Source organism: Pollutimonas rozaliensis (assembly GCF_048751585.1).
Taxonomy (GTDB): domain Bacteria; phylum Pseudomonadota; class Gammaproteobacteria; order Burkholderiales; family Burkholderiaceae_B.
Window position 1 is genome coordinate 74,573 of the sequence record NZ_JAZHOB010000006.1, and the last position, 18,287, is coordinate 92,859.

Below are 18,287 nucleotides of genomic sequence, written 5' to 3' on the forward strand. Positions count from 1 at the left end.
TAAATGCGACATGTCTAATATTCAGGTCAATGCGCTGGGCGCATCATCCAGTTCTTCAGAAACTACCAACAGTCCGCGCGGGCTCATCATCGCCCTCGGAATAGGCCAAGTATGTGCATGGGGATCGTTGTACTACAGCTTTACCTTAATTGCCGAGGCGATGATGGCCGAGCTGGGTTGGTCTAAGACCGATGTGTACGGTGCCGCTACGATAGGTCTGGTGCTGGCGGGGTTTCTCGCCTATCCGGTTGGTATCGCCGTCGATAAAGGGTACGGCAGGGTGCTGATGGGCGGTGCGTCGCTCATGGCGGGAGTGCTGTTGGCCCTTTGGTCGCAGGTTAATAGTTTGATGACGTTTTATTTAATTATTGCAGGTATCGGCGGCTTGCAGGCGGCCGCGCTATACGAACCGGCGTTTGCTGTGATGGCTCGACGAGTCGGAGCGGGCGGCGCCCGAGCAGGCATTACTGCCATAACGCTGTGGGGCGGGTTCGCAAGTACTGTATTCATACCCCTTGTACAGTTCTTGTTGGACCATTGGGGATGGCGCGAGGCCCTGCTTGTGTTGGCGCTTATCAATGGGCTGGTTTGCTCAGTGGCACATTTCGGTTTTATTCGACCCGAGAAAGATGCTGTTCACTTTAATCAACACCACCACGAGAATCCACTTGCAACCGATAAGCAAGAGGTCAAGGCAGCGTTTCGAAAACCTGTCTTCTGGCTGTTGATGCTGGCGCTTACCGCTTACGCCGGCGCGTTCACCGCGTTTACCTTTCACATGTATCCGTTGCTGCTCGAAGGGGGGCTATCGACCAGCAATGTGGTCTGGGCCATTGCTACCATAGGGCCCGCGCAAGTGGCGGGCCGGATCCTGATCAGTATCTATGGCTCCGGAACATCCATGCGGCGTATTGGAACCTTTGTCGTTGCGGTATTCCCCTTGGTGTTTATTGTTCTGGCGCTTCAGCCAACCAGCATGTGGATTTCCACAGCGGCATGCGTTCTATATGGCGCCAGCAACGGTATCTTTACCATCGTACGGGGGTTATTAGTACCTGAAATGCTCAGCCGTCGAGCCTACGGTGCAATTAATGGCTTATTGACCTTTCCCAGCACGCTGGCCAGAGCGTTCGCACCCGTAGCCGCTGCGTGGCTCTGGTCAAGCACAATGTCCTACGACGTTGTGCTGTGGGCTATTGCCGCTTGCGCTGCGGTGCTTGCCCTTAGTTTCTGGCTGGCGGCTTGGGCCAGCCGCTTCAAACCAATGCGTTAGCCATGAACCAATCCAGGGTTGATCATCCGCCCAGACGCACGGCGAGTGCTGCCAAGGTAACGAGCAATACGGGTAACGTCAGAATGATACCTACTTTGAAGTAGTATCCCCACGTGATGGTCATGCCCTTGCGCGACAGCACATGCAGCCATAACAGGGTAGCCAAACTGCCGATGGGGGTGATCTTGGGGCCCAGGTCGCTGCCGATGACGTTGGCATAGATCATGGCTTCTTTCACCACGCCGGTTGCCTGACTGGCGTCGATCGAAAGCGCCCCGACTAGCACGGTGGGCATATTGTTCATGATGGACGAGAGTAGGGCAGTCAGCACACCGGTGCCCAAGGTGGCCGCCCACAGACCGTGACTGGCTAGGTAGTTGAGCAGACCAGCGATCATTTCAGTTAGTCCGGCATTGCGCAGGCCATAGACAACCAAATACATACCCAGAGAGAAGATCACGATAGCCCAGGGTGCTTCCCGTACGACTTTGCGGACGCTTATCTTGTGTCCGCGCCCGGCCACAATAAGCAGTGCCAGTGCACCCAAGGCGGCGATGGCACTCACTGGAATACCAAACCCTTCCAGGGTAAAAAAGCTGATCAGCAGCAGCCCAAGCACGACCCATCCCGCGCGAAAGGTCGCCAGGTCGCGAATGGCTGCTTTGGGCTGTTTGAGCTGGCGGTCATCGTAATGATCTGGAATGCTGCGGCGAAAATACAGAAATAAAACCAGCAAAGTCGCCGCGACGGAAACAAAGTTGACCGGAACCATGACCGCTGCATAACGTGCAAAGCTGATGTCGAAGAAGTCAGCGGAAACGATGTTGACCAGGTTGGACACGATGAGCGGCAGGCTGGCTGTGTCGGCAATAAAACCGGCCGCCATGACAAAGGCTAGCGTGGCTGCGGGGCTGAATCCTAATGCCAAAAGCATGGCCATGACGATCGGCGTCAGGATCAAGGCGGCGCCGTCATTGGCAAAAAACGCCGATACCACGGCCCCAAGCAAGACGATCAAGACGAATAAACGGCGTCCGCTGCCACCACCCCATTTGGCAACATGCAGTGCTGTCCATTCGAAAAAGCCTGCTTCATCCAGAAGCAGGCTGATAATGATAATGGCCACAAACGTCGCCGTAGCATTCCAGACGATCTGCCAGACAACGGGTATGTCTCCGAAGCTGACTACGCCGAAAGCCAGCGCAAGCACTGCGCCGATGGAGGCGCTCCAGCCGATGTTCAGGCCTCGCGGTTGCCAAATAACCAGGACTATAGTGATAATAAAAATTGAGACTGCAGCAAGCACGGTGGGGCTCTCTTTACGACAAAGGGGATAATGCCTCAGTGAAGGGCATTGAAGATAAAAGTATCAATTCACAAACGCTTGCGGGTGATGGTTTAAGGAAAAAGATCACCAATGCGATCCAGTTCGGTCTTCAAGCGTGCCGGATCACTTTTCAGTTCAGTAAGCGGCAACGCCAGGAAGGCATCAATACGGCTACGCAAAATGCGATACGAGTGCTCGAACGCTGCATCAATCTCTTCGTCGGTGCCTGTTGCGTGGGCAGGATCTTCAACGCCCCAATGAGTGCGAATAACTTGCCCCAGGTATGCGGGGCAGGTTTCACCCGCAGCACTGGCGCAAACGGTCACTACGACATCCGGCGTATGCGGCAGGTTATCCCAGGATTTGCTGAAGTAGCCCTCTGCTGAAATACCTTCGCGCGCGAGCAGCGCCAATGATCGGGGATGCACCTGACCTGTAGGCCGGCTTCCGGCGCTCATGGCGCTCCAGCCAGCAGGGGCAAGGTGGTTGAAAGTGGCTTCAGCCAGGATAGAGCGACACGAGTTACCGGTGCACAAGAAAAGGACGTTCATATATACGGCGCAAAAGAGATTTAGGTGGGGGCTGACGAAAGATGCAGACCTGCGAAAGGAGCTGGCGCCGAAAGCGACCGTAAGGAGCTAAGAAGTGGCGGTTTTCGTCGTTTGATTGCCCAGCGTATCGAGTTCGCGCTTGATGGCCACACGGTCTAGCGTGGCTAATGGCAGGCTACTGAAGATCCTGATACGGTTCGCGATCTGACGAAAGATCTTGTCGAAATACGCACGCTTTTCTTGATCGGCGCCTTCAAAGGCCGATGGGTCCTCAAAACCCCAGTGTGCGGTAATAGGTTGGCCGGGCCACAAAGGACATGTCTCGCCAGCCGCGCTATCGCATAGCGTAATCACAAAATCTAGCTGTGGCGCATCTGGCCGCGCGAACTCATCCCAGCTTTTGCTGCGTAAGTCATCAATCGGTAAACGAGTCGCCTGAAGGATTTCAAGCGTAAGGGGGTTTACATGAGCGCCGGGATGGCTGCCAGCGCTGTACGCTCTAAATCGATCTTGACTGAAAGAATTGAGTAGCGCTTCCGCCATGATGCTGCGCGCGGAATTGCCTGTACATAGAAAGAGGGTGTTATAGACTTTATCGGACATGATAGGACTTCCACTGTTAAATGAAGTAGCCCGCTGGCTCTAAGGAACCGGTGGCAATATTTATTACGTTGCGTCCTGGGTATCGGCGCATACGTCGTTTCGAACGGGAAGACATGGATTCCCGCCACAGCAGTTGTCAGTTAAGTATGCCAACAGACTCGTCATCGAGTCGTACTTAACTGAATAAAAAACAAATCGGCCCTCTTGACGAGCGCTTAAAAGGTCGGCGTTAACGAGTTCTTTCAGGTGAAAGGACAACGACGATGGTGCAATGCCCATGGATTCAGCCAGTTGACCAGCCGGCAACCCCGCTGGTCCGGCCTGCACAAGCGTGCGATAGGCAGTTAGGCGAGATTCGTGAGCGATGGCGGCAAGCGCTTTAACGGCAAGTTTCGTTTCCATATAACTATAATAGTGGAAATGTTAAACTAATGCTAGTTGAGTCTTTCTATGCCTCTTATGGAAAACGGGACGTGCAGCAAGTCGCCCCTTCGGTGAGGATTGATTGACTACCGTAGAGATATAGCTTTAAAAGGACCCGTATGAGCACTATCACGATTTACCATAATCCCGACTGCGGGACTTCACGCAATACGCTAGGCTTGATCCGCAATACTGGTATAGAGCCCACCGTCATTGAATACTTGAAAACGCCACCACCGCGTGAAACGATGGTCGATTTAATTCAAAGCGCCGGGTTAACAGTTCGCCAGGCATTGCGGGAAAAAGGCACGCCATTTCTAGAGCTGGGCCTGGACGATCCGGCGCTCACGGATGCGCAATTGCTCGACGCGATGCAAGCGCATCCTATCTTGCTGAACCGACCTTTCGTGGTTACGCCATTGGGGGTTCGGTTATGCCGGCCTTCGGAGCTGGTTCTGGATATTCTTCCACAGACCCAACAGGGACCCTTTACTAAAGAGGACGGTGACCTCGTTATCGACGAGCTTGGCCAACGCGCGCGCCAACCCTAGCCGATGCGCCTAAGTCACTTAGCAAGTTCTTTTTTTCGCTAGCTTGAGTATATTTATGACCACCTATTTTTCACCCCCGGATTCGACCTTGCCGATAGTTGATGAGTCCGCATTAGATACCCCGACTCTTGACAAGCTTTTCTTGCAGGGTGGGGCAACGCACCCACCTCGCATTCTTTTGCTGTACGGTTCGCTGCGCGAACGCTCGTACAGTCGGCTGCTCACTGAAGAAGCCGCGCGTATTCTGACCCGCCTGGGTGCGGAAACACGAATTTTCGATCCGCATGGTCTACCGCTGCCGGACAGCGTACCGGCAGATCATCCTAAGGTTGCGGAGCTAAGGGCGTTATCAAACTGGTCGGAAGGGCAGGTGTGGTGTAGCCCTGAACGCCACGGCAACTTAACGGGTGTGTTCAAGAGTCAAATTGACTGGCTTCCTCTGGAAGTGGGCAGTGTGCGTCCGACGCAAGGCCGTACGCTGGCGGTCATGCAGGTCAGTGGCGGATCCCAGTCTTTCAATGCCCTCAATGCGCTGCGTGTACTGGGGCGCTGGATGCGGATGGTGACCATCCCTAACCAGTCGTCGGTTGCGAAAGCCTATCAAGAGTTCGATGACGGCGGACGCATGAAGCCTTCACCGTATTACGACCGTGTCGTGGACGTGATGGAAGAGCTGGTGAAATTTACCTTGCTGGTTCGGGATCGCAGTGATTACCTGACAGACCGGTATAGCGAGCGCAAGGGGGTGGCTGCCGAGGTCGCTCGCTTGGCCGAGCGCGCTATGGAGCATGAGGCTGAGACGTCGGGAAGCTAAATAAATGGTGAAGTTGCCCAGCTGAGCCTTGGATATAGTCGGCAAACGTAGCTCAGAAGCATATAGGTAGTCAGCCAGCGGCCGGAAAGAGCTGTGCGAGACAGGGCGGCGGAAAGCGATTATTCTCTCACTGTCCTGGTTGGCACCTTGTTAATTACACCATCCAATCTGGAATGACAAAGCGATACCGAGTATGCAAAGCAAGAGAGAATTACTGGAAAAGCATCAAGTCGGCATCTACTTGAGTTCGGTTGTACTGGCCGCATTGGTCGCTTTTTTAGTACCTGGCACCACGGTACTTGAATACGGCATCAACCCGGCACTCGCGGTTATGTTGTTTGTGACATTCCTGCAAGTGCCACTGGGCGACCTGGGCCGTGCCTTCGCTCGCGCCCGGTTTATCGCTGCACTACTCATCACCAATTTTGTAGCCATACCGCTTTTAATAGCTGTAATGATGCAATTCCTGCCGCCCGATTCCTTGGTGCGACTTGGGGTACTGCTGGTGTTGCTCACGCCGTGCATTGATTACGTAGTGACGTTCTCGCACTTGGGGCGAGCCGATGCCCGTCTGCTGCTGGCCGCAACGCCAACGCTCCTGGTCATGCAGATGCTGCTACTACCGGTCTATCTCAGTCTGTTTCTTGGAAACGATGCTGCAGCCCTGGTTCAGCCCGGTCCTTTCATCCATGCTTTTGTTTGGCTAATTGCTATTCCGCTTGCTCTGGCCGGTGTCATGCAGCTGTGGGCATTTCGAAGCCGGGCCGGGGAAAGGGCATCAGCTGCACTCGGGGTTTTGCCAGTACCGGCGACCGCCGTCGTCTTGTTTATTGTGGTTTTGGCGGTTCTGCCGCAGCTTGGCCCAGCAATTAATGCAGCCTTGGGCGTGATACCTTTCTACATCGTCTTTGCTATGATCGCTCCCCTGATCGGATGGGGTATCGGCCGGCTGTTCCGCCTCGATGCCGCTGCCGGACGAACCGTCGCTTTCAGTGCGGGAACGCGTAATTCTCTGGTCGTATTGCCGCTTGCGCTCGCTGTGCCTGGGGCCATACCTGTCTTGCCGGCAGTCATCGTCACGCAGACCTTAGTCGAGTTAATTAGCGAACTGATCTATGTTCGGTTAATTGCAAAGCTTGGCGGCACCAGCTCTGCTTCGCTACAAGCTCCCAAGTAGTTAAGAGGCTCTGAGCATTAAGCACCTCACTCGCGCTTCAGTTCAACGAAGCACAAAGCCTCCACATCGTTGTATGGCTCATCACTGCATCATTAGGAAAAACTGGTCCGATCATCCGGAGGAAAAGTCTTTGATGACTTGCAGTCTTTTGCGGCGACGACTATGCAGCCTGTGTTCCGGATCTGCATAACCGGCTTATGCGCTTTGTTTGGTCTCCGTCGTCAGGCGTGCGGCCTCAATGTTATGCCGCTTCATTTTTTCCCATAAATTTTTACGTGAAATCTTGAGTGCCTTGGCTGTTTCAGTAATACGCCCTTCATAACGTATCAACATTTCTTCAATGTAAAGCCTTTCGCAAGCATCTTGATAGGTATTGAGGGCAGCATCTTCACCGGGGAAGGATGCTGGCTGGGACGTCGTGCGCTGCCAATCGGACGAAAAGATATCACTGGGAACTAAAATCGGATTCGGGCTTACCAGACAGGCATGCTCGATTCTGTTGTGCAGCTCGCGGATATTGCCTGGCCACGAATATTCTTGCAGTCGCAATTGCGTTAGCGGATGCAAGGATTTGGGCGGCTCGTTCAGCCGCTGCGCCATCGCGCTGATAAAACGCTGTGCTAGCCAATGAACATCTTCAGGCCGTTCCCTAAGAGGTTTGACCTGCAAGGTGACCGCGTTGATTCGGTAATACAAGTCTTCCCGGAACAGACGTTCCTTGACCATACTTTCCAGATCACGGTTAGTGGCACACACCAGATCGAATTGTGTTGCGATATCGTGCTCGGCGCCAATACGGCGGATGCGTTTTTCTTGTAGTGATCTTAGCAAGGTCGCTTGTAAAGGAAGGGAGAGCTCCCCCACTTCATCCAAGAATAGGGTTCCCTTGTTTGCCTGCTCTAGGTATCCCCGCTTTTGCTTATCTGCTCCGGTGAAAGCACCGCGTTCAAAGCCAAAAAATTCGGCTTCTGCAAGCGTGGGGGCCACCGCCCCACAGTTGACCGCTACGAACGGACGCTCGGTGTTGGCTGAGTCGGCTCGACGATGAATCAGCCGCGCGAGAACTTCTTTGCCTACCCCTGACTCTCCGGTAATGAGCACTGAGGTTGCTCGCCCGGCAATTCGAGGCACAAGTTGAGCCAGTTCCTGGGCTGCGGCAGAGACTCCCAGAGTGTTTTCGTCTGATACGTGCGTATTCACGTCATGATTGGTGGTCAGCTCTCGAACAGATTCCACTAAGCGTGAAAGGTCGAAGGGCTTAGTGACATAATCTCGTACGCCCAGCTTGAGCATGCTTACGGCGCGCTCTACCGTGGCGTATGCCGTCATAAGGATGAAGGGCGGAAGGCTGTAGCCATCCTGGAGCATTTGCAAATACAGTGCATCACCATCCAAATCGGCTAGCCGCACGTCGCTGAGGATCAGCGCGTAGTCATTTGCAAGGATGGCGGCTCGTGCCTCTTGAGCGCAAAGATGCCGATCTACCTTGAAGCCTTCCAGTTGAAAACGTTCAACCAGGGACTCGCCCATGATAGGGTCATCTTCAATCAGACAAATATGAGGATTGGTCATGCTTGGCCCCCCAAAGGCGGCGGAATAATAGGAAGGGTGACTGTAAATCGGGTGAATCCCGGCTCACTACTCACTTCAATCGTACCGCGTAACTGCGTAATGATCTGGTACGTTACCCACAAGCCGAGCCCATGTGAATTACTGTTCCGTGGTGAATCGGCAGGGTACGGTTCGAAGAGATGGGGTAGTGCTGCGTCAGGAATATGCCACCCTGAATTGGATATCTCGATGGTGAGCGATTCGCATGTGCGTTGAGCCAAGCAGCTGATGCAACCTTCGGGTTCGACGGCATTTTTGGCGTTAAGAAGCAGATTAAGTGTTAGTTGCCGTACTAAGTGGGCGGGCAGATCAATGGCAAGATCAGGCTGAACATCCCATAACAATCTGGCGTGTCGGGCCTTGAGCTCTGGCTCAATGAGCGTACGTAGATCTTCCCAATCGGCCGGTGACATTTGTGAGGCATCAAGGCGTGCTTCTACGAGTAAAGCCCCCACCGTATGGCGTATCTGATTTAAGCCACGGCGCACGAGTTCCACGGTTTTGGTGGTCAGTTTGTCGGGCGTTCCGTGTGTCTGCAGCGTATCAAGTGCATTGATCATTCCGCCAAGTGGATTATTGATTTCGTGTGCAACCCCGGCGGCGACCCTTCCTACTGCAGCGAGTCGTTCAGCGGCCACCATCTCGCGCTCGAGCGCCTCTTTGGCTTCAAGCTCGTTCAACATGCCTGAAAACTGCTGACTTAGCACGCCTATCTCGTCGGTACCCGACGTATCTAAAGAACGTCGGATGCCGCTTAACGGCTCGCGGCCTACGCGTTTCATTGCTGTTGTTAGTGAAAGTAGCGGCTGGGCGACTTGGTTGCCCCAAGCCCAGCCCGCTAATAACAACAGAAAAATTCCAGGAATGCTGATCCAAAATACACGGGTGAGCAGATCGGTAACACGCTGCCGCCAAGCGCTAACATCGTATGAAGCCAACACGTATCCAGCGATCCCTGCGTCGTTAGAGTGAACGACGGTTCCGGCGACCCCCGGCACCTGAGAAAAATACCCTGAATACCGGAAGTAGAAGGACTGCGCGGGTTCCCGAAGTGCTGCCACTGCAAGCTTCAGCTCATCGGGCAGGGCCGCAAGCGATGTCGAGATCGGATAGTGTTTTGGATTAGACGCTGCATAGACTTTGAAATCCTGGTCTAACATGATGATCGCTTGCAGGCCCGAGATAGGGCCGGTTGCATCCACCGGAATATGGATGATTTCGTAGACACGCCAAAGATCATCGCGCCTAAGGGGTTCGCGCACCGATAAGGCCAGCATGCGGGTGAGGGCTTGCGCCCCTTGACGCATATCCTGGCGCATCGCCAAATATGACATTTGCACGAACGTTGCGGTAACCACAAGTTCAGTGATCAGAATGGCGGCAGCCAGCGCTAATGGAACTTTGTACCGATAGCTGATGTGCTGAAATGGGCGCCGCCAGTTGAACGAATTCATGTCGCACTTGCCGAACGGGCATCCGATTCCAATGTGGTGGTTCCAGCGACTTGGGTAAGGCTCCGGATGCCATCGTATAAAGAATCAGAGCCGTTTACGAATCGATCAAGCGCCAACCGGTCAAGTATCATTTTTCCATCACGGCGCTCGTGCATTTGCAACAGTGCCGCATTTAACGCATCAAAGGTGGACGCAGCCATATCCTTGCGTACCACCAGTGGTGGAAAACCGTATTCCGGGGATTGCCACACTTTGTGTGCGCCAGACGCCCACGCTGGAAACTGCGCAATAATCGTATCCCATACATAACCGTCTACGGCTCCAGCATCTGCCAACCCAGCGGCCACTGCTTGAACCACGTTGCGATGAGCAAACGTAAAGAATGATCGTCGGAAGAAGGTTGATGGGTCCCGGTGGTGTGCTAACAGTTCAGTGCTGGGGATGAGAAACCCCGAATTGGATAAGGGATCGCTATAGGCAAAGACTTTACCCTCTAGCTGTGTAATGGCCTCTGTTGTGTCATCGCTGTTTCGAACGATTAAGTAAGAGCGGTACAAAGGGGTTCCCCGATACTGCGGCACTGCCAATAAGCGCAGCTGCTTTGCATTAAGCACATAGGGGTAGCCGCAAATCCAGGCGGCATCAATTTGACCACGCAACAAAAGATCAACTATTTCACGATAGCTTCGCCGTTGCACGAATTGAACGGCCTGGCCCAACGTAGTTTGCAGGTCAGCGCGCCAAATATCCAATAGCTGGAGTTGATCATCGAGAAAGACAGCCGTGGTGCCAATTCGTAAAGCGACCTGATCAACCGGCTGGCCCCAAGTGGGTGTCGCGTATGCGCCAACTGCCGCAATACCCGCCGTCAACAGGCGACGACGTACGTTACCGTTTGGTAACGCCTGACTCAAATTGCCTCTGGGCGCGTTACCGTTTGCTCTCCCCCATACCGCCATTTCCGTCCTCTCCGCGCGTATCCACTGTTCGTTGTTGCTTGGCACGCATATTGCGTAAGCAGTGTGTACAGGTTACCGACCTCCGCTCACTGTTTCAAGAGGAATTGCCCCATGTCCGACACGACGAATCTCACCCGACGCGGTTTTCTTAAGCTCAGTGGAGGCAGCGGGGTCGCAGCGGCCGCTACTTTGGTGCCGTTTACGAGTGCCAATGCTCAGACTGCGTCCGCCGACCCCTCACAAACCACGCTGAACTATCCGAACAAAACGGTCACGGCTGCCCAAAAGCTTACGGTTGATGCGCCGCTGCCGTTTAGTTACCCCGACGAGCGGTCGCCTTGTACGGCGGTCAAGTTGGGTTCCCCTGTTCCGGGTGGGGTCGGACCCGATCGCGATATTGTCGCGTATAGCACGCTGTGCACGCACATGGGGTGCCCGACAATCTATGACAACGGCACGAAAACATTCAAGTGTCCTTGCCATTTCAGTGAGTTCGATGCAGAGAAGGCGGGCCAGATGATTTGTGGCCAGGCGACAGAGAATCTTCCGCGCGTTCTATTGCGGTATGACGAAGCATCCGACACCGTATCAGCCGTTGGTATCGACGGGCTGATCTACGGACGCCAAGCAAACATTATTTAATTAGGATATTCGCCATGCCAGCCAAAAAAGATCGCATCACGTTGCCGCCAAAGAACGCCGAACGTACCAATATGACCTGTCATTTCTGTATTGTCGGCTGTGGCTATCACGTATATAAGTGGCCCGAGCAGAAGGAGGGCGGTCGAGCGCCCCAGGACAACGCCTTGGGTCTGGACTTTCGTCAACAACTGCCGCCGTACGCCACCACCCTGACGCCCGCCATGACTAACGTTATTACCGAGCATGACGGTAGCCGCCACAACATCATGATTGTGCCGGATAAAGAGTGCGTCGTTAATAGTGGGCTGAGCTCGACCCGTGGTGGCCGGATGGCAACGTATATGTACACCCCCGAAGGCGATAGCAAAGCGCGGCTCAAGCAGCCGCGCTTATACGCGGCAGATCAGTGGGTGGATACGTCGTGGGATCAGGCAATGGGGCTTTATGCAGGCTTGCTTAAGAAAACGCTCGATAAAGATGGGCCCGAAGGCATCGTATTTTCGTGTTTTGACCATGGAGGCGCTGGCGGAGGGTTTGAGAATACCTGGGGTACCGGCAAGCTGATGTTCTCCGCGCTACAAACTCCTATGGTTCGTATTCACAATCGTCCGGCGTATAACTCTGAGTGCCACGCCACCCGTGACATGGGCATTGGCGAGCTTAATAATGCTTACGAGGATGCCGAGCTCGCCGACGTTCTTTGGTCTATTGGCAACAATCCTTATGAATCGCAAACCAATTACTTCCTCAACCATTGGGTGCCAAATCTATATGGCCAAACAAGCGGTAAGAAAAAAGAGCGCTTCCAGGATGAAGAGTTGCCCGCGACTCGGATCATATTCGTAGACCCTCGTGAAACACCGTCCATCTCTATTGCGCGTCAGGTTGCGGGCAAAGAGCGCGTATTGCATCTGGCGATTGAGCCGGGCACGGATACGGCACTATTTAACGGCCTATTTACCTATGTGGTCGAACAAGGGTGGATAGACAAACCGTTCATAGAGAAGCATACATCGGGGTTTGATGAGGCTGTACAGACCAATCGCATGTCGCTGGAGGAATGCAGCAAGGTTACCGGAGTGCCTGTCGAGGACCTCAAAAAAGCAGCCGAATGGTCGTACAAACCTAAGAAGACAGGCCAACTACCACGCAGTATGCATGCGTATGAAAAAGGCATTATTTGGGGCAATGACAATTACGTTATTCAGTCGGCCTTGCTCAGTCTGGTTATTGCGACCCATAACGTTGGGCGCCGGGGCACAGGCTGTGTACGTATGGGTGGACACCAAGAAGGCTACGCTCGGCCGCCTTATCCAGGTGATACAAAGATTTATATCGATCAAGAGCTGATCCAGGGAAAGGGTCGCATGATGACCTGGTGGGGATGCAATAATTTTCAGACCAGCAATAATGCGCAGGCATTGCGAGAAGCCGTACTAAAGCGATCAGCCATCGTCAAAGAGGCGATGCAAAAGGCGCGAGGGGCGAGCACCGAAGAGATGGTCGATATCATTTATCAGGCAACTGAGAAGGGCGGGCTGTTTGTCGCGAGCATTAACCTATATCCGACCAAGCTTGCCGAAGCTGCCCATCTATTGTTGCCTGCGGCACACCCCGGAGAGATCAACCTGACGTCGATGAACGGCGAACGTCGAATTCGTTTGTCCGAGAAATTCATGGACCCCCCAGGCTCTGCGATGGCCGATTGCCTCATTGCGGCCAAGATCGCTAACGCTGTAGGCGCGCTTTACCAGAAAGAAGGCAATACGGCGATGGCCGAACGTTTCAATGGCTTCGACTGGAAAACCGAAGAAGATGCTTTCAATGATGGATTTCGCCAAGCGGGACAACCCGGGGCGCCGAAAATTGATAGCCAAGGTGGCGACTCAGGCCATCTGGTTACCTATGAGCGTTTGCGGGCTACGGGTAATAATGGTGTGCAGCTTCCCGTCAAGTCTTACTCGGACGGCAAGTTCACAGGCACAGAAATGCTTTACACCGACTCTAAATTCGACACCGAGGATGGCAAAGCGCACTTTCTGCCCGCACCATGGAATGGTTTACCTGAAACTGTTGCCGCGCAAAAGAAAAAATACAAGTTTTGGCTCAACAATGGGCGAAACAACGAGATATGGCAAACCGCGTATCACGACCAATACAATAGCTTCGCCCAAGAGCGCTATCCCATGGCCTACATCGAAATTAATCCCGATGACTGCCAGGAGCTTGGCGTGGAGGCCAGCGATATCGTAGAAGTCTATAACGACTTCGGTTCTACGTACGCGATGGTTTATCCGGTTGCGGAAATCAAGCGCGGGCAGACCTTTATGCTGTTCGGTTACGTAAACGGTATTCAAGGCGACGTAACAACGGATTGGACCGATCGGAACATCATCCCTTATTACAAGGGGACGTGGGGGAATATCCGCAAGGCCGGCACTATGGATGAATTCAAAAGAACGGTTAGTTTTAAAAATCGTCGATTTGTGATGCCTACTACGCCCGCGTAAAGGAGGGGCACTTCAGTCGGCCATATGCTGATCCCGCTTTAGGACCGCCTAAAGCGGGTTTTCCAAAAAACGATAAGGCCAAGCATGAACGAACACTTATTGCATGAACATCGCTTGATGCCTATGTCGGCAGCAGTCGGTGACGACATGACCATAGAGGAATCTATCTTACTGGACCAGCATGCCAGGCCATTGCGAGACTTGCGTATATCAGTCACCGATCGATGTAATTTCCGATGTACCTATTGCATGCCTCGAACTGTGTTCGGGGCAGATTTTCAGTTCCTTCCCCGCAGCGAGCTATTGACCCACGAAGAGATAGAGCGGGCTGCGAGGATATTTGTGGACTTAGGCGTAAGAAAAATCCGTATCACGGGAGGCGAGCCACTACTACGTAAAAACGTGGACGCGTTGGCGGCCAAACTCGTGGCGCTCACCACACCTGACGGGCACCCGGTTGATGTTTCATTGACCACAAATGGGGTTCTACTGACGCGTAAAGCGCAGAGCCTTGCGCAGGCGGGTGTCAAGCGCTTGAACGTTAGCCTGGATGCGATCGATAACGCGGTATTCCAAAGATTGACTGACGCTGACTGGTCCGTCGATGATGTACTGCAGGGTATTGACGCTGCGAAGTGTGCAGGTATTGCACCCATAAAAATAAATATGGTGGTCAAGCGCGGCATCAACGATGATCAAGTGCTTCCCATGGCCAAATATTTTCGAGGCACCGGCCACATTCTGCGCTTCATAGAGTTTATGGATGTGGGCAATACCAATCAATGGAACAGGAATGCCGTATATCCGTCATCAGAGATCATTGCCCTGTTGCAGCAGCACTTTCCACTGGAGCCAGTATCGCCCTCTGCTAAAGGAGAGGTTGCCAAACGCTGGCGATATCTGGATGGGCAGGGAGAGATCGGCGTAATTTCCAGTGTGACTCAGCCATTTTGTGGTGATTGTTCACGAGCGAGGTTAGCGTCGAACGGTGGGTTTTACCTATGCCTGTTTGGTCAGCAGAGTGTGGACTTGCGTACTTTGTTGCGTGAGTCAGACGATGATGAGCTTCTACGTGAAACGATCACATCCACATGGGCCCGAAGGGCGGACAGGTATTCAGAAGTGAGGGGCCATGTTCCTGTTACCTATATGCGTCGCGTTGAAATGAGTCACATTGGAGGGTAGGTGCTCAATCGCTAGCTAAACAGTACGCTGGCTGTTAAGTCTCACAGTACGAACCAAGATCACACTCGGATTTCTCATCGCCGCGATTATCGGTAGCGTAGGTATCTGGTCTACCCAGCAAGTCCGGCAGATGGTGCTGCTTATGTACCACCAAGAGGTGGCGGGCTTGCGCCAAGCCGCGCAAGCGCAGAATAACGTGATGGCAGCAGGCCGAGCCTTGGCGACGGACAAAGGTCAACGCATCGGTGATGGTTCGGCGTTACAGATCATCGTCATTTGGCGCATACTCCGTCTTTGAGATCGCCATGCCCAATGTTTACCATCTCACTTTGTCAATCTACTCTCGAAAATAACATCGAATAAGGCCGTATTCGGAGATGGAGCCAAACTTCATGGTCATGCCCATATCCATCTTTATGCTTTCGGTATCGGAGTGAATGGGTGAGGCTTGGCCTCTCGAATGTGCAGATCAGGATGCTTGCGCGCTCCATGACGTTTGCGGACCAGACTTGTAGTTAGTACAATCCCTAACGCGATGAAAAAACTGTTTCTTCTCTTTATGCTAGTTATGCTGCCGCTCCAAGCGTCTTGGGGCGTTGTGAGCGTGTATTGCCAGCCGGAGCAGACAGCGTGCGTAACTCCTTGTTACCACGATGCGCAAGAGGTCTTTGTCGATACAACCAGTAGTGGGGACGACAATGCACCTACGAAGACAAACATCGAACACGATGCGCATTTTTGCCACATGTATTGCATGCCGCTCATTGGTGTATCACACACCAGCAAATTTGAGCCTTCTTGCAGTTCAGCCCGTCGACTTGTTGAGACGCGGCATCCAGCAGCAATGATTAGCGAGCGGCCCGAGCGGCCTCAGTGGTCTCAGACATAGCCCAAGTTGGCACGTCGCTGATTCGTTCACGCCAGTCATCTCCTTTCGAGTCGTAGAGTCACCTCGACCTTGCAGATAGCACGCATTTTGTGCATCCCAAGCGCGAAAGAGAATTTGCTGCAACGCTAAATCTACTGCCAGCCATTATGCAAATGTATTGGGTTGCTGTGCGCGCTTTAACCCTAAGAAATCTGTGTGCATCGCGCACGGGTCGTCATTGTGGACAGGGAGATATCTCAATTGCTCAGATTTTTAATGCCGATGGGCGATGATGCTTGAAGGCATCAATCTACAAGCCATGCGTGGCGAGCGCAGCCTATTCGAACGCCTGAGCTTTCAGATAAAGGCGGGTGAGTGCCTATTCGTGCAAGGTGAGAATGGCAGCGGTAAAACGAGCCTTTTACGCGTAATCGCGGGGCTTACCGCGCCCTCGGCTGGAACCGTTCTCTGGAAAGAATGCCCCATCCAACAATTGGGCGAGGAATATCGGCGAGAGCTACTCTATTGCGGCCATCTTTCAGGTCTGAAGGATGAACTAAGTGCCATAGAGAACCTAATCGCTGGGGCTCAATTGGCCGATGATCCCGTTTCCAATTGTACTGCCCGCGAAGCCTTGCGACGGAGTGGGCTGCAGGGTAAGGAAGACCTGCTCGTGCGATTTTTGTCCCAAGGGCAGAAGCGACGCGTGAGCTTGGCTCGCTTACTCCTTCAACCACGCGCACTATGGATCCTGGATGAGCCTTTGGCAGCACTTGATGCTAGGGCTGCGCACTGGCTCGCCGGAGTGATCGATGCACATTTAGACTCGGGCGGGGCTGCCGTCATAACCAGTCATCAAGACATGGCGCTGGCAGGTACGCCACACGTTATCCGGATAGGCGTATGAGCGATATATTTGGATTGTCCGCGCTTAGTGGAGTGATACGGCGTGATCTGAGGCTCGCCATGCGCCGCAAGGCTGATGCCCTAACACCGCTTTTTTTCTTTGTCATTGTGGTGAGCCTGTTTCCTTTAGGCATCGGCCCCGAGCGAGACACGTTGCGGCAGATCGCTCCGGGCGTCCTCTGGGTGGCGGCGTTGTTGGCCGGTATGTTGTCGCTGAATCGGCTGTTCGAACAGGATTACGCCGACGGTACTCTCGAACAACTTGTGCTTTCGCCCGCGCCGCTAGGCATGCTGGTAATCGGGAAAGTGATTGCGCATTGGCTGCTCTCTGGTTTGCCGCTGGTACTGCTGGCGCCGTTATTGGCCTTGCAGTTCGATCTGCCTACTTCGTCGTTGTCAGTGTTGGCCATATCTCTGGCAATCGGTACGCCGGTGCTCAGCCTGATTGGGGCGATCGGTGCGAGCTTGACCCTGGGCCTGCGAGGTGGCGGAGTACTGGTGGCGTTGCTTGTGCTTCCTCTTTATGTGCCGGTCCTGATCTTTGGCGCTGGCTCGGTGGATGCCGTGGCTGCTGGTTTGGGGGCAGTTTCACATCTGTCATTGCTGGCTGCGGTTCTGGTTCTAGCTGGCTTTTTCGCACCGTGGGCTACGACCGTGGCGCTGCGGATCGCGTTGGAATAAGGGCAATTGAATGATCAACTGGTTTAAGTATGCATCGCCCAGAGCGTTTTACCCTCTGGCAGGAAAAATGATTCCCTGGTTCGGTGCAAGTGCAGCGTTATTGGCTATTGCTGGGCTATATGTCGGCTTTTTCTTAGCCCCCACCGACGCGCAGCAAGGCGAAGGCTATCGAATTATCTTTTTGCATGTGCCCGCCTCCTGGATGTCGATGTTCATTTATCTGGTCATGGCCTTCTGGGCAGCGATGGGGCTGGCGTTCAACAGTCGGTTGTCGGCCATGATGGCCTCGGCTCTGGCGCCCACCGGCGCCATGTTCACGTTCCTTTCGCTTTGGACTGGCGCCCTCTGGGGCAAACCAATGTGGGGCACTTGGTGGGTTTGGGATGCGCGTTTGACCTCGGAGCTAATCCTGTTGTTTCTCTATGTGGGCTTCATGGCGCTCCAGTCGGCGATTGATGAGCCGCGTCGTGCCGATAAAGCGGGTGCAGTGCTCGCGCTTGTCGGTGTCGTCAATATTCCGATTATTTATTTTTCAGTGCAATGGTGGAACACCCTGCATCAGGGAGCCTCGGTCTCTTTAACGCGCGCTCCGTCGATGGCGACGCTCATGCTCGCCGGCATGTTGCTCATGGCCTTGGCATCTTGGATGTATACGGTGGCTGTGGCATTGCTGCGCGTACGTTGCATCGTGCTGGAGCGTGAACGGCATGCCGCTTGGCTAAGCGAACTAGAAGGGGCGAACCGATGAGATG

At 53.7% G+C, this 18,287-nt stretch carries 17 protein-coding genes; 10 read left to right on the forward strand and 7 right to left on the reverse strand.

The genetic code is table 11. The features are described from left to right. Positions 1-10: 10 nt before the first annotated feature. On the forward strand, positions 11-1,273 hold the full coding sequence (locus tag V0R37_RS12185) for an MFS transporter (RefSeq protein WP_420374782.1): 1,263 nt from the start codon (positions 11-13) through the stop codon (positions 1,271-1,273). A gap of 22 nt (positions 1,274-1,295) precedes the next feature. Here V0R37_RS12185 and V0R37_RS12190 read toward each other — a convergent pair whose 3' ends face one another. The 4 genes from V0R37_RS12190 to V0R37_RS12205 form a co-directional block, all read right to left on the reverse strand. Further along, on the reverse strand, positions 1,296-2,579 hold the full coding sequence (locus V0R37_RS12190; RefSeq protein ID WP_420374783.1) for an arsenic transporter: 1,284 nt from the start codon (positions 2,577-2,579) through the stop codon (positions 1,296-1,298). Between the two features lie 92 nt (positions 2,580-2,671). Next, the gene (locus tag V0R37_RS12195; RefSeq protein WP_420374784.1) at positions 2,672-3,151 is read right to left on the reverse strand and encodes an arsenate reductase ArsC; all 480 of its coding nucleotides are present in this window, start codon (positions 3,149-3,151) and stop codon (positions 2,672-2,674) included. An 87-nt stretch (positions 3,152-3,238) separates the two neighbouring features. Further along, positions 3,239-3,754, reverse strand: coding sequence for an arsenate reductase ArsC (locus V0R37_RS12200; RefSeq protein ID WP_420374785.1), 516 nt, complete (start codon positions 3,752-3,754; stop codon positions 3,239-3,241). 63 nt (positions 3,755-3,817) lie between these two features. Beyond that, positions 3,818-4,156 carry an ArsR/SmtB family transcription factor gene (locus V0R37_RS12205; RefSeq protein WP_420374786.1) on the reverse strand — a complete coding sequence of 113 codons (339 nt, stop codon included), beginning with the start codon at positions 4,154-4,156 and terminating at the stop codon, positions 3,818-3,820. Between the two features lie 140 nt (positions 4,157-4,296). Here V0R37_RS12205 and arsC point away from each other — a divergent pair, with 140 nt between their 5' ends. The 3 genes from arsC to V0R37_RS12220 all read left to right on the forward strand — a co-directional run bounded on the left by arsC (position 4,297) and on the right by V0R37_RS12220 (position 6,719). Beyond that, positions 4,297-4,728: an arsenate reductase (glutaredoxin) gene (gene arsC / locus V0R37_RS12210; RefSeq protein WP_420374787.1), complete on the forward strand. Its 432-nt coding sequence runs from the start codon at positions 4,297-4,299 to the stop codon at positions 4,726-4,728. 55 nt (positions 4,729-4,783) lie between these two features. After that, on the forward strand, positions 4,784-5,542 hold the full coding sequence (gene arsH, locus V0R37_RS12215) for an arsenical resistance protein ArsH (protein WP_420374788.1): 759 nt from the start codon (positions 4,784-4,786) through the stop codon (positions 5,540-5,542). Positions 5,543-5,735: 193 nt separating this feature from the next. Further along, positions 5,736-6,719 carry an arsenic resistance protein gene (locus V0R37_RS12220; protein WP_420374789.1) on the forward strand — a complete coding sequence of 328 codons (984 nt, stop codon included), beginning with the start codon at positions 5,736-5,738 and terminating at the stop codon, positions 6,717-6,719. A gap of 195 nt (positions 6,720-6,914) precedes the next feature. On the opposite strand, the gene V0R37_RS12225 is transcribed toward V0R37_RS12220, so the two are convergent. From V0R37_RS12225 to V0R37_RS12235, 3 genes are read right to left on the reverse strand one after another with little or no spacing between them, the layout of a single operon-like run. Further along, entirely contained in the window at positions 6,915-8,291 is a 1,377-nt protein-coding gene (locus V0R37_RS12225; protein ID WP_420374790.1) for a sigma-54-dependent transcriptional regulator, read from the reverse strand. Continuing rightward, positions 8,288-9,784, reverse strand: coding sequence for a sensor histidine kinase (locus V0R37_RS12230; protein ID WP_420374791.1), 1,497 nt, complete (start codon positions 9,782-9,784; stop codon positions 8,288-8,290). Before V0R37_RS12230 ends, V0R37_RS12225 begins: the two co-directional genes overlap by 4 nt. Continuing rightward, a complete protein-coding gene (locus V0R37_RS12235) occupies positions 9,781-10,788 on the reverse strand; it encodes a substrate-binding domain-containing protein (RefSeq protein WP_420374792.1) in 1,008 nt (335 codons plus the stop codon). Before V0R37_RS12235 ends, V0R37_RS12230 begins: the two co-directional genes overlap by 4 nt. A gap of 66 nt (positions 10,789-10,854) precedes the next feature. Here V0R37_RS12235 and V0R37_RS12240 point away from each other — a divergent pair, with 66 nt between their 5' ends. The 6 genes from V0R37_RS12240 (at position 10,855) to ccmC (ending at position 18,283) form a co-directional block, all read left to right on the forward strand. Continuing rightward, on the forward strand, positions 10,855-11,385 hold the full coding sequence (locus V0R37_RS12240; protein ID WP_420374793.1) for an arsenate reductase (azurin) small subunit: 531 nt from the start codon (positions 10,855-10,857) through the stop codon (positions 11,383-11,385). Between the two features lie 14 nt (positions 11,386-11,399). Next, positions 11,400-13,895: an arsenate reductase (azurin) large subunit gene (locus tag V0R37_RS12245; RefSeq protein WP_420374794.1), complete on the forward strand. Its 2,496-nt coding sequence runs from the start codon at positions 11,400-11,402 to the stop codon at positions 13,893-13,895. A 117-nt stretch (positions 13,896-14,012) separates the two neighbouring features. Beyond that, a complete protein-coding gene (moaA, locus tag V0R37_RS12250; protein ID WP_420375023.1) occupies positions 14,013-15,080 on the forward strand; it encodes a GTP 3',8-cyclase MoaA in 1,068 nt (355 codons plus the stop codon). 1,157 nt (positions 15,081-16,237) lie between these two features. Beyond that, positions 16,238-16,855: a cytochrome c biogenesis heme-transporting ATPase CcmA gene (gene ccmA, locus V0R37_RS12255; RefSeq protein ID WP_420374795.1), complete on the forward strand. Its 618-nt coding sequence runs from the start codon at positions 16,238-16,240 to the stop codon at positions 16,853-16,855. Next, the gene (ccmB, locus tag V0R37_RS12260) at positions 16,852-17,535 is read left to right on the forward strand and encodes a heme exporter protein CcmB (RefSeq protein ID WP_420374796.1); all 684 of its coding nucleotides are present in this window, start codon (positions 16,852-16,854) and stop codon (positions 17,533-17,535) included. Before ccmA ends, ccmB begins: the two co-directional genes overlap by 4 nt. Positions 17,536-17,545: 10 nt before the next feature. Next, positions 17,546-18,283 carry a heme ABC transporter permease CcmC gene (ccmC, locus tag V0R37_RS12265; protein WP_420374797.1) on the forward strand — a complete coding sequence of 246 codons (738 nt, stop codon included), beginning with the start codon at positions 17,546-17,548 and terminating at the stop codon, positions 18,281-18,283. Positions 18,284-18,287 lie beyond the last annotated feature (4 nt).

Bases quoted from the DNA above. Each gene is read 5' to 3' on its own strand.
- V0R37_RS12185 (WP_420374782.1), top strand. From the start codon at position 11: ATGTCTAATATTCAGGTCAATGCGCTGGGCGCATCATCCAGTTCTTCA.
- V0R37_RS12195 (WP_420374784.1), bottom strand. From the start codon at position 3,151: ATGAACGTCCTTTTCTTGTGCACCGGTAACTCGTGTCGCTCTATCCTG.
- V0R37_RS12200 (WP_420374785.1), bottom strand. From the start codon at position 3,754: ATGTCCGATAAAGTCTATAACACCCTCTTTCTATGTACAGGCAATTCC.
- V0R37_RS12205 (WP_420374786.1), bottom strand. From the start codon at position 4,156: ATGGAAACGAAACTTGCCGTTAAAGCGCTTGCCGCCATCGCTCACGAA.
- arsC (WP_420374787.1), top strand. From the start codon at position 4,297: ATGAGCACTATCACGATTTACCATAATCCCGACTGCGGGACTTCACGC.
- arsH (WP_420374788.1), top strand. From the start codon at position 4,784: ATGACCACCTATTTTTCACCCCCGGATTCGACCTTGCCGATAGTTGAT.
- V0R37_RS12220 (WP_420374789.1), top strand. From the start codon at position 5,736: ATGCAAAGCAAGAGAGAATTACTGGAAAAGCATCAAGTCGGCATCTAC.
- V0R37_RS12225 (WP_420374790.1), bottom strand. From the start codon at position 8,291: ATGACCAATCCTCATATTTGTCTGATTGAAGATGACCCTATCATGGGC.
- V0R37_RS12230 (WP_420374791.1), bottom strand. From the start codon at position 9,784: ATGAATTCGTTCAACTGGCGGCGCCCATTTCAGCACATCAGCTATCGG.
- V0R37_RS12240 (WP_420374793.1), top strand. From the start codon at position 10,855: ATGTCCGACACGACGAATCTCACCCGACGCGGTTTTCTTAAGCTCAGT.
- V0R37_RS12245 (WP_420374794.1), top strand. From the start codon at position 11,400: ATGCCAGCCAAAAAAGATCGCATCACGTTGCCGCCAAAGAACGCCGAA.
- moaA (WP_420375023.1), top strand. From the start codon at position 14,013: ATGCCTATGTCGGCAGCAGTCGGTGACGACATGACCATAGAGGAATCT.
- ccmA (WP_420374795.1), top strand. From the start codon at position 16,238: ATGATGCTTGAAGGCATCAATCTACAAGCCATGCGTGGCGAGCGCAGC.
- ccmB (WP_420374796.1), top strand. From the start codon at position 16,852: ATGAGCGATATATTTGGATTGTCCGCGCTTAGTGGAGTGATACGGCGT.
- ccmC (WP_420374797.1), top strand. From the start codon at position 17,546: ATGATCAACTGGTTTAAGTATGCATCGCCCAGAGCGTTTTACCCTCTG.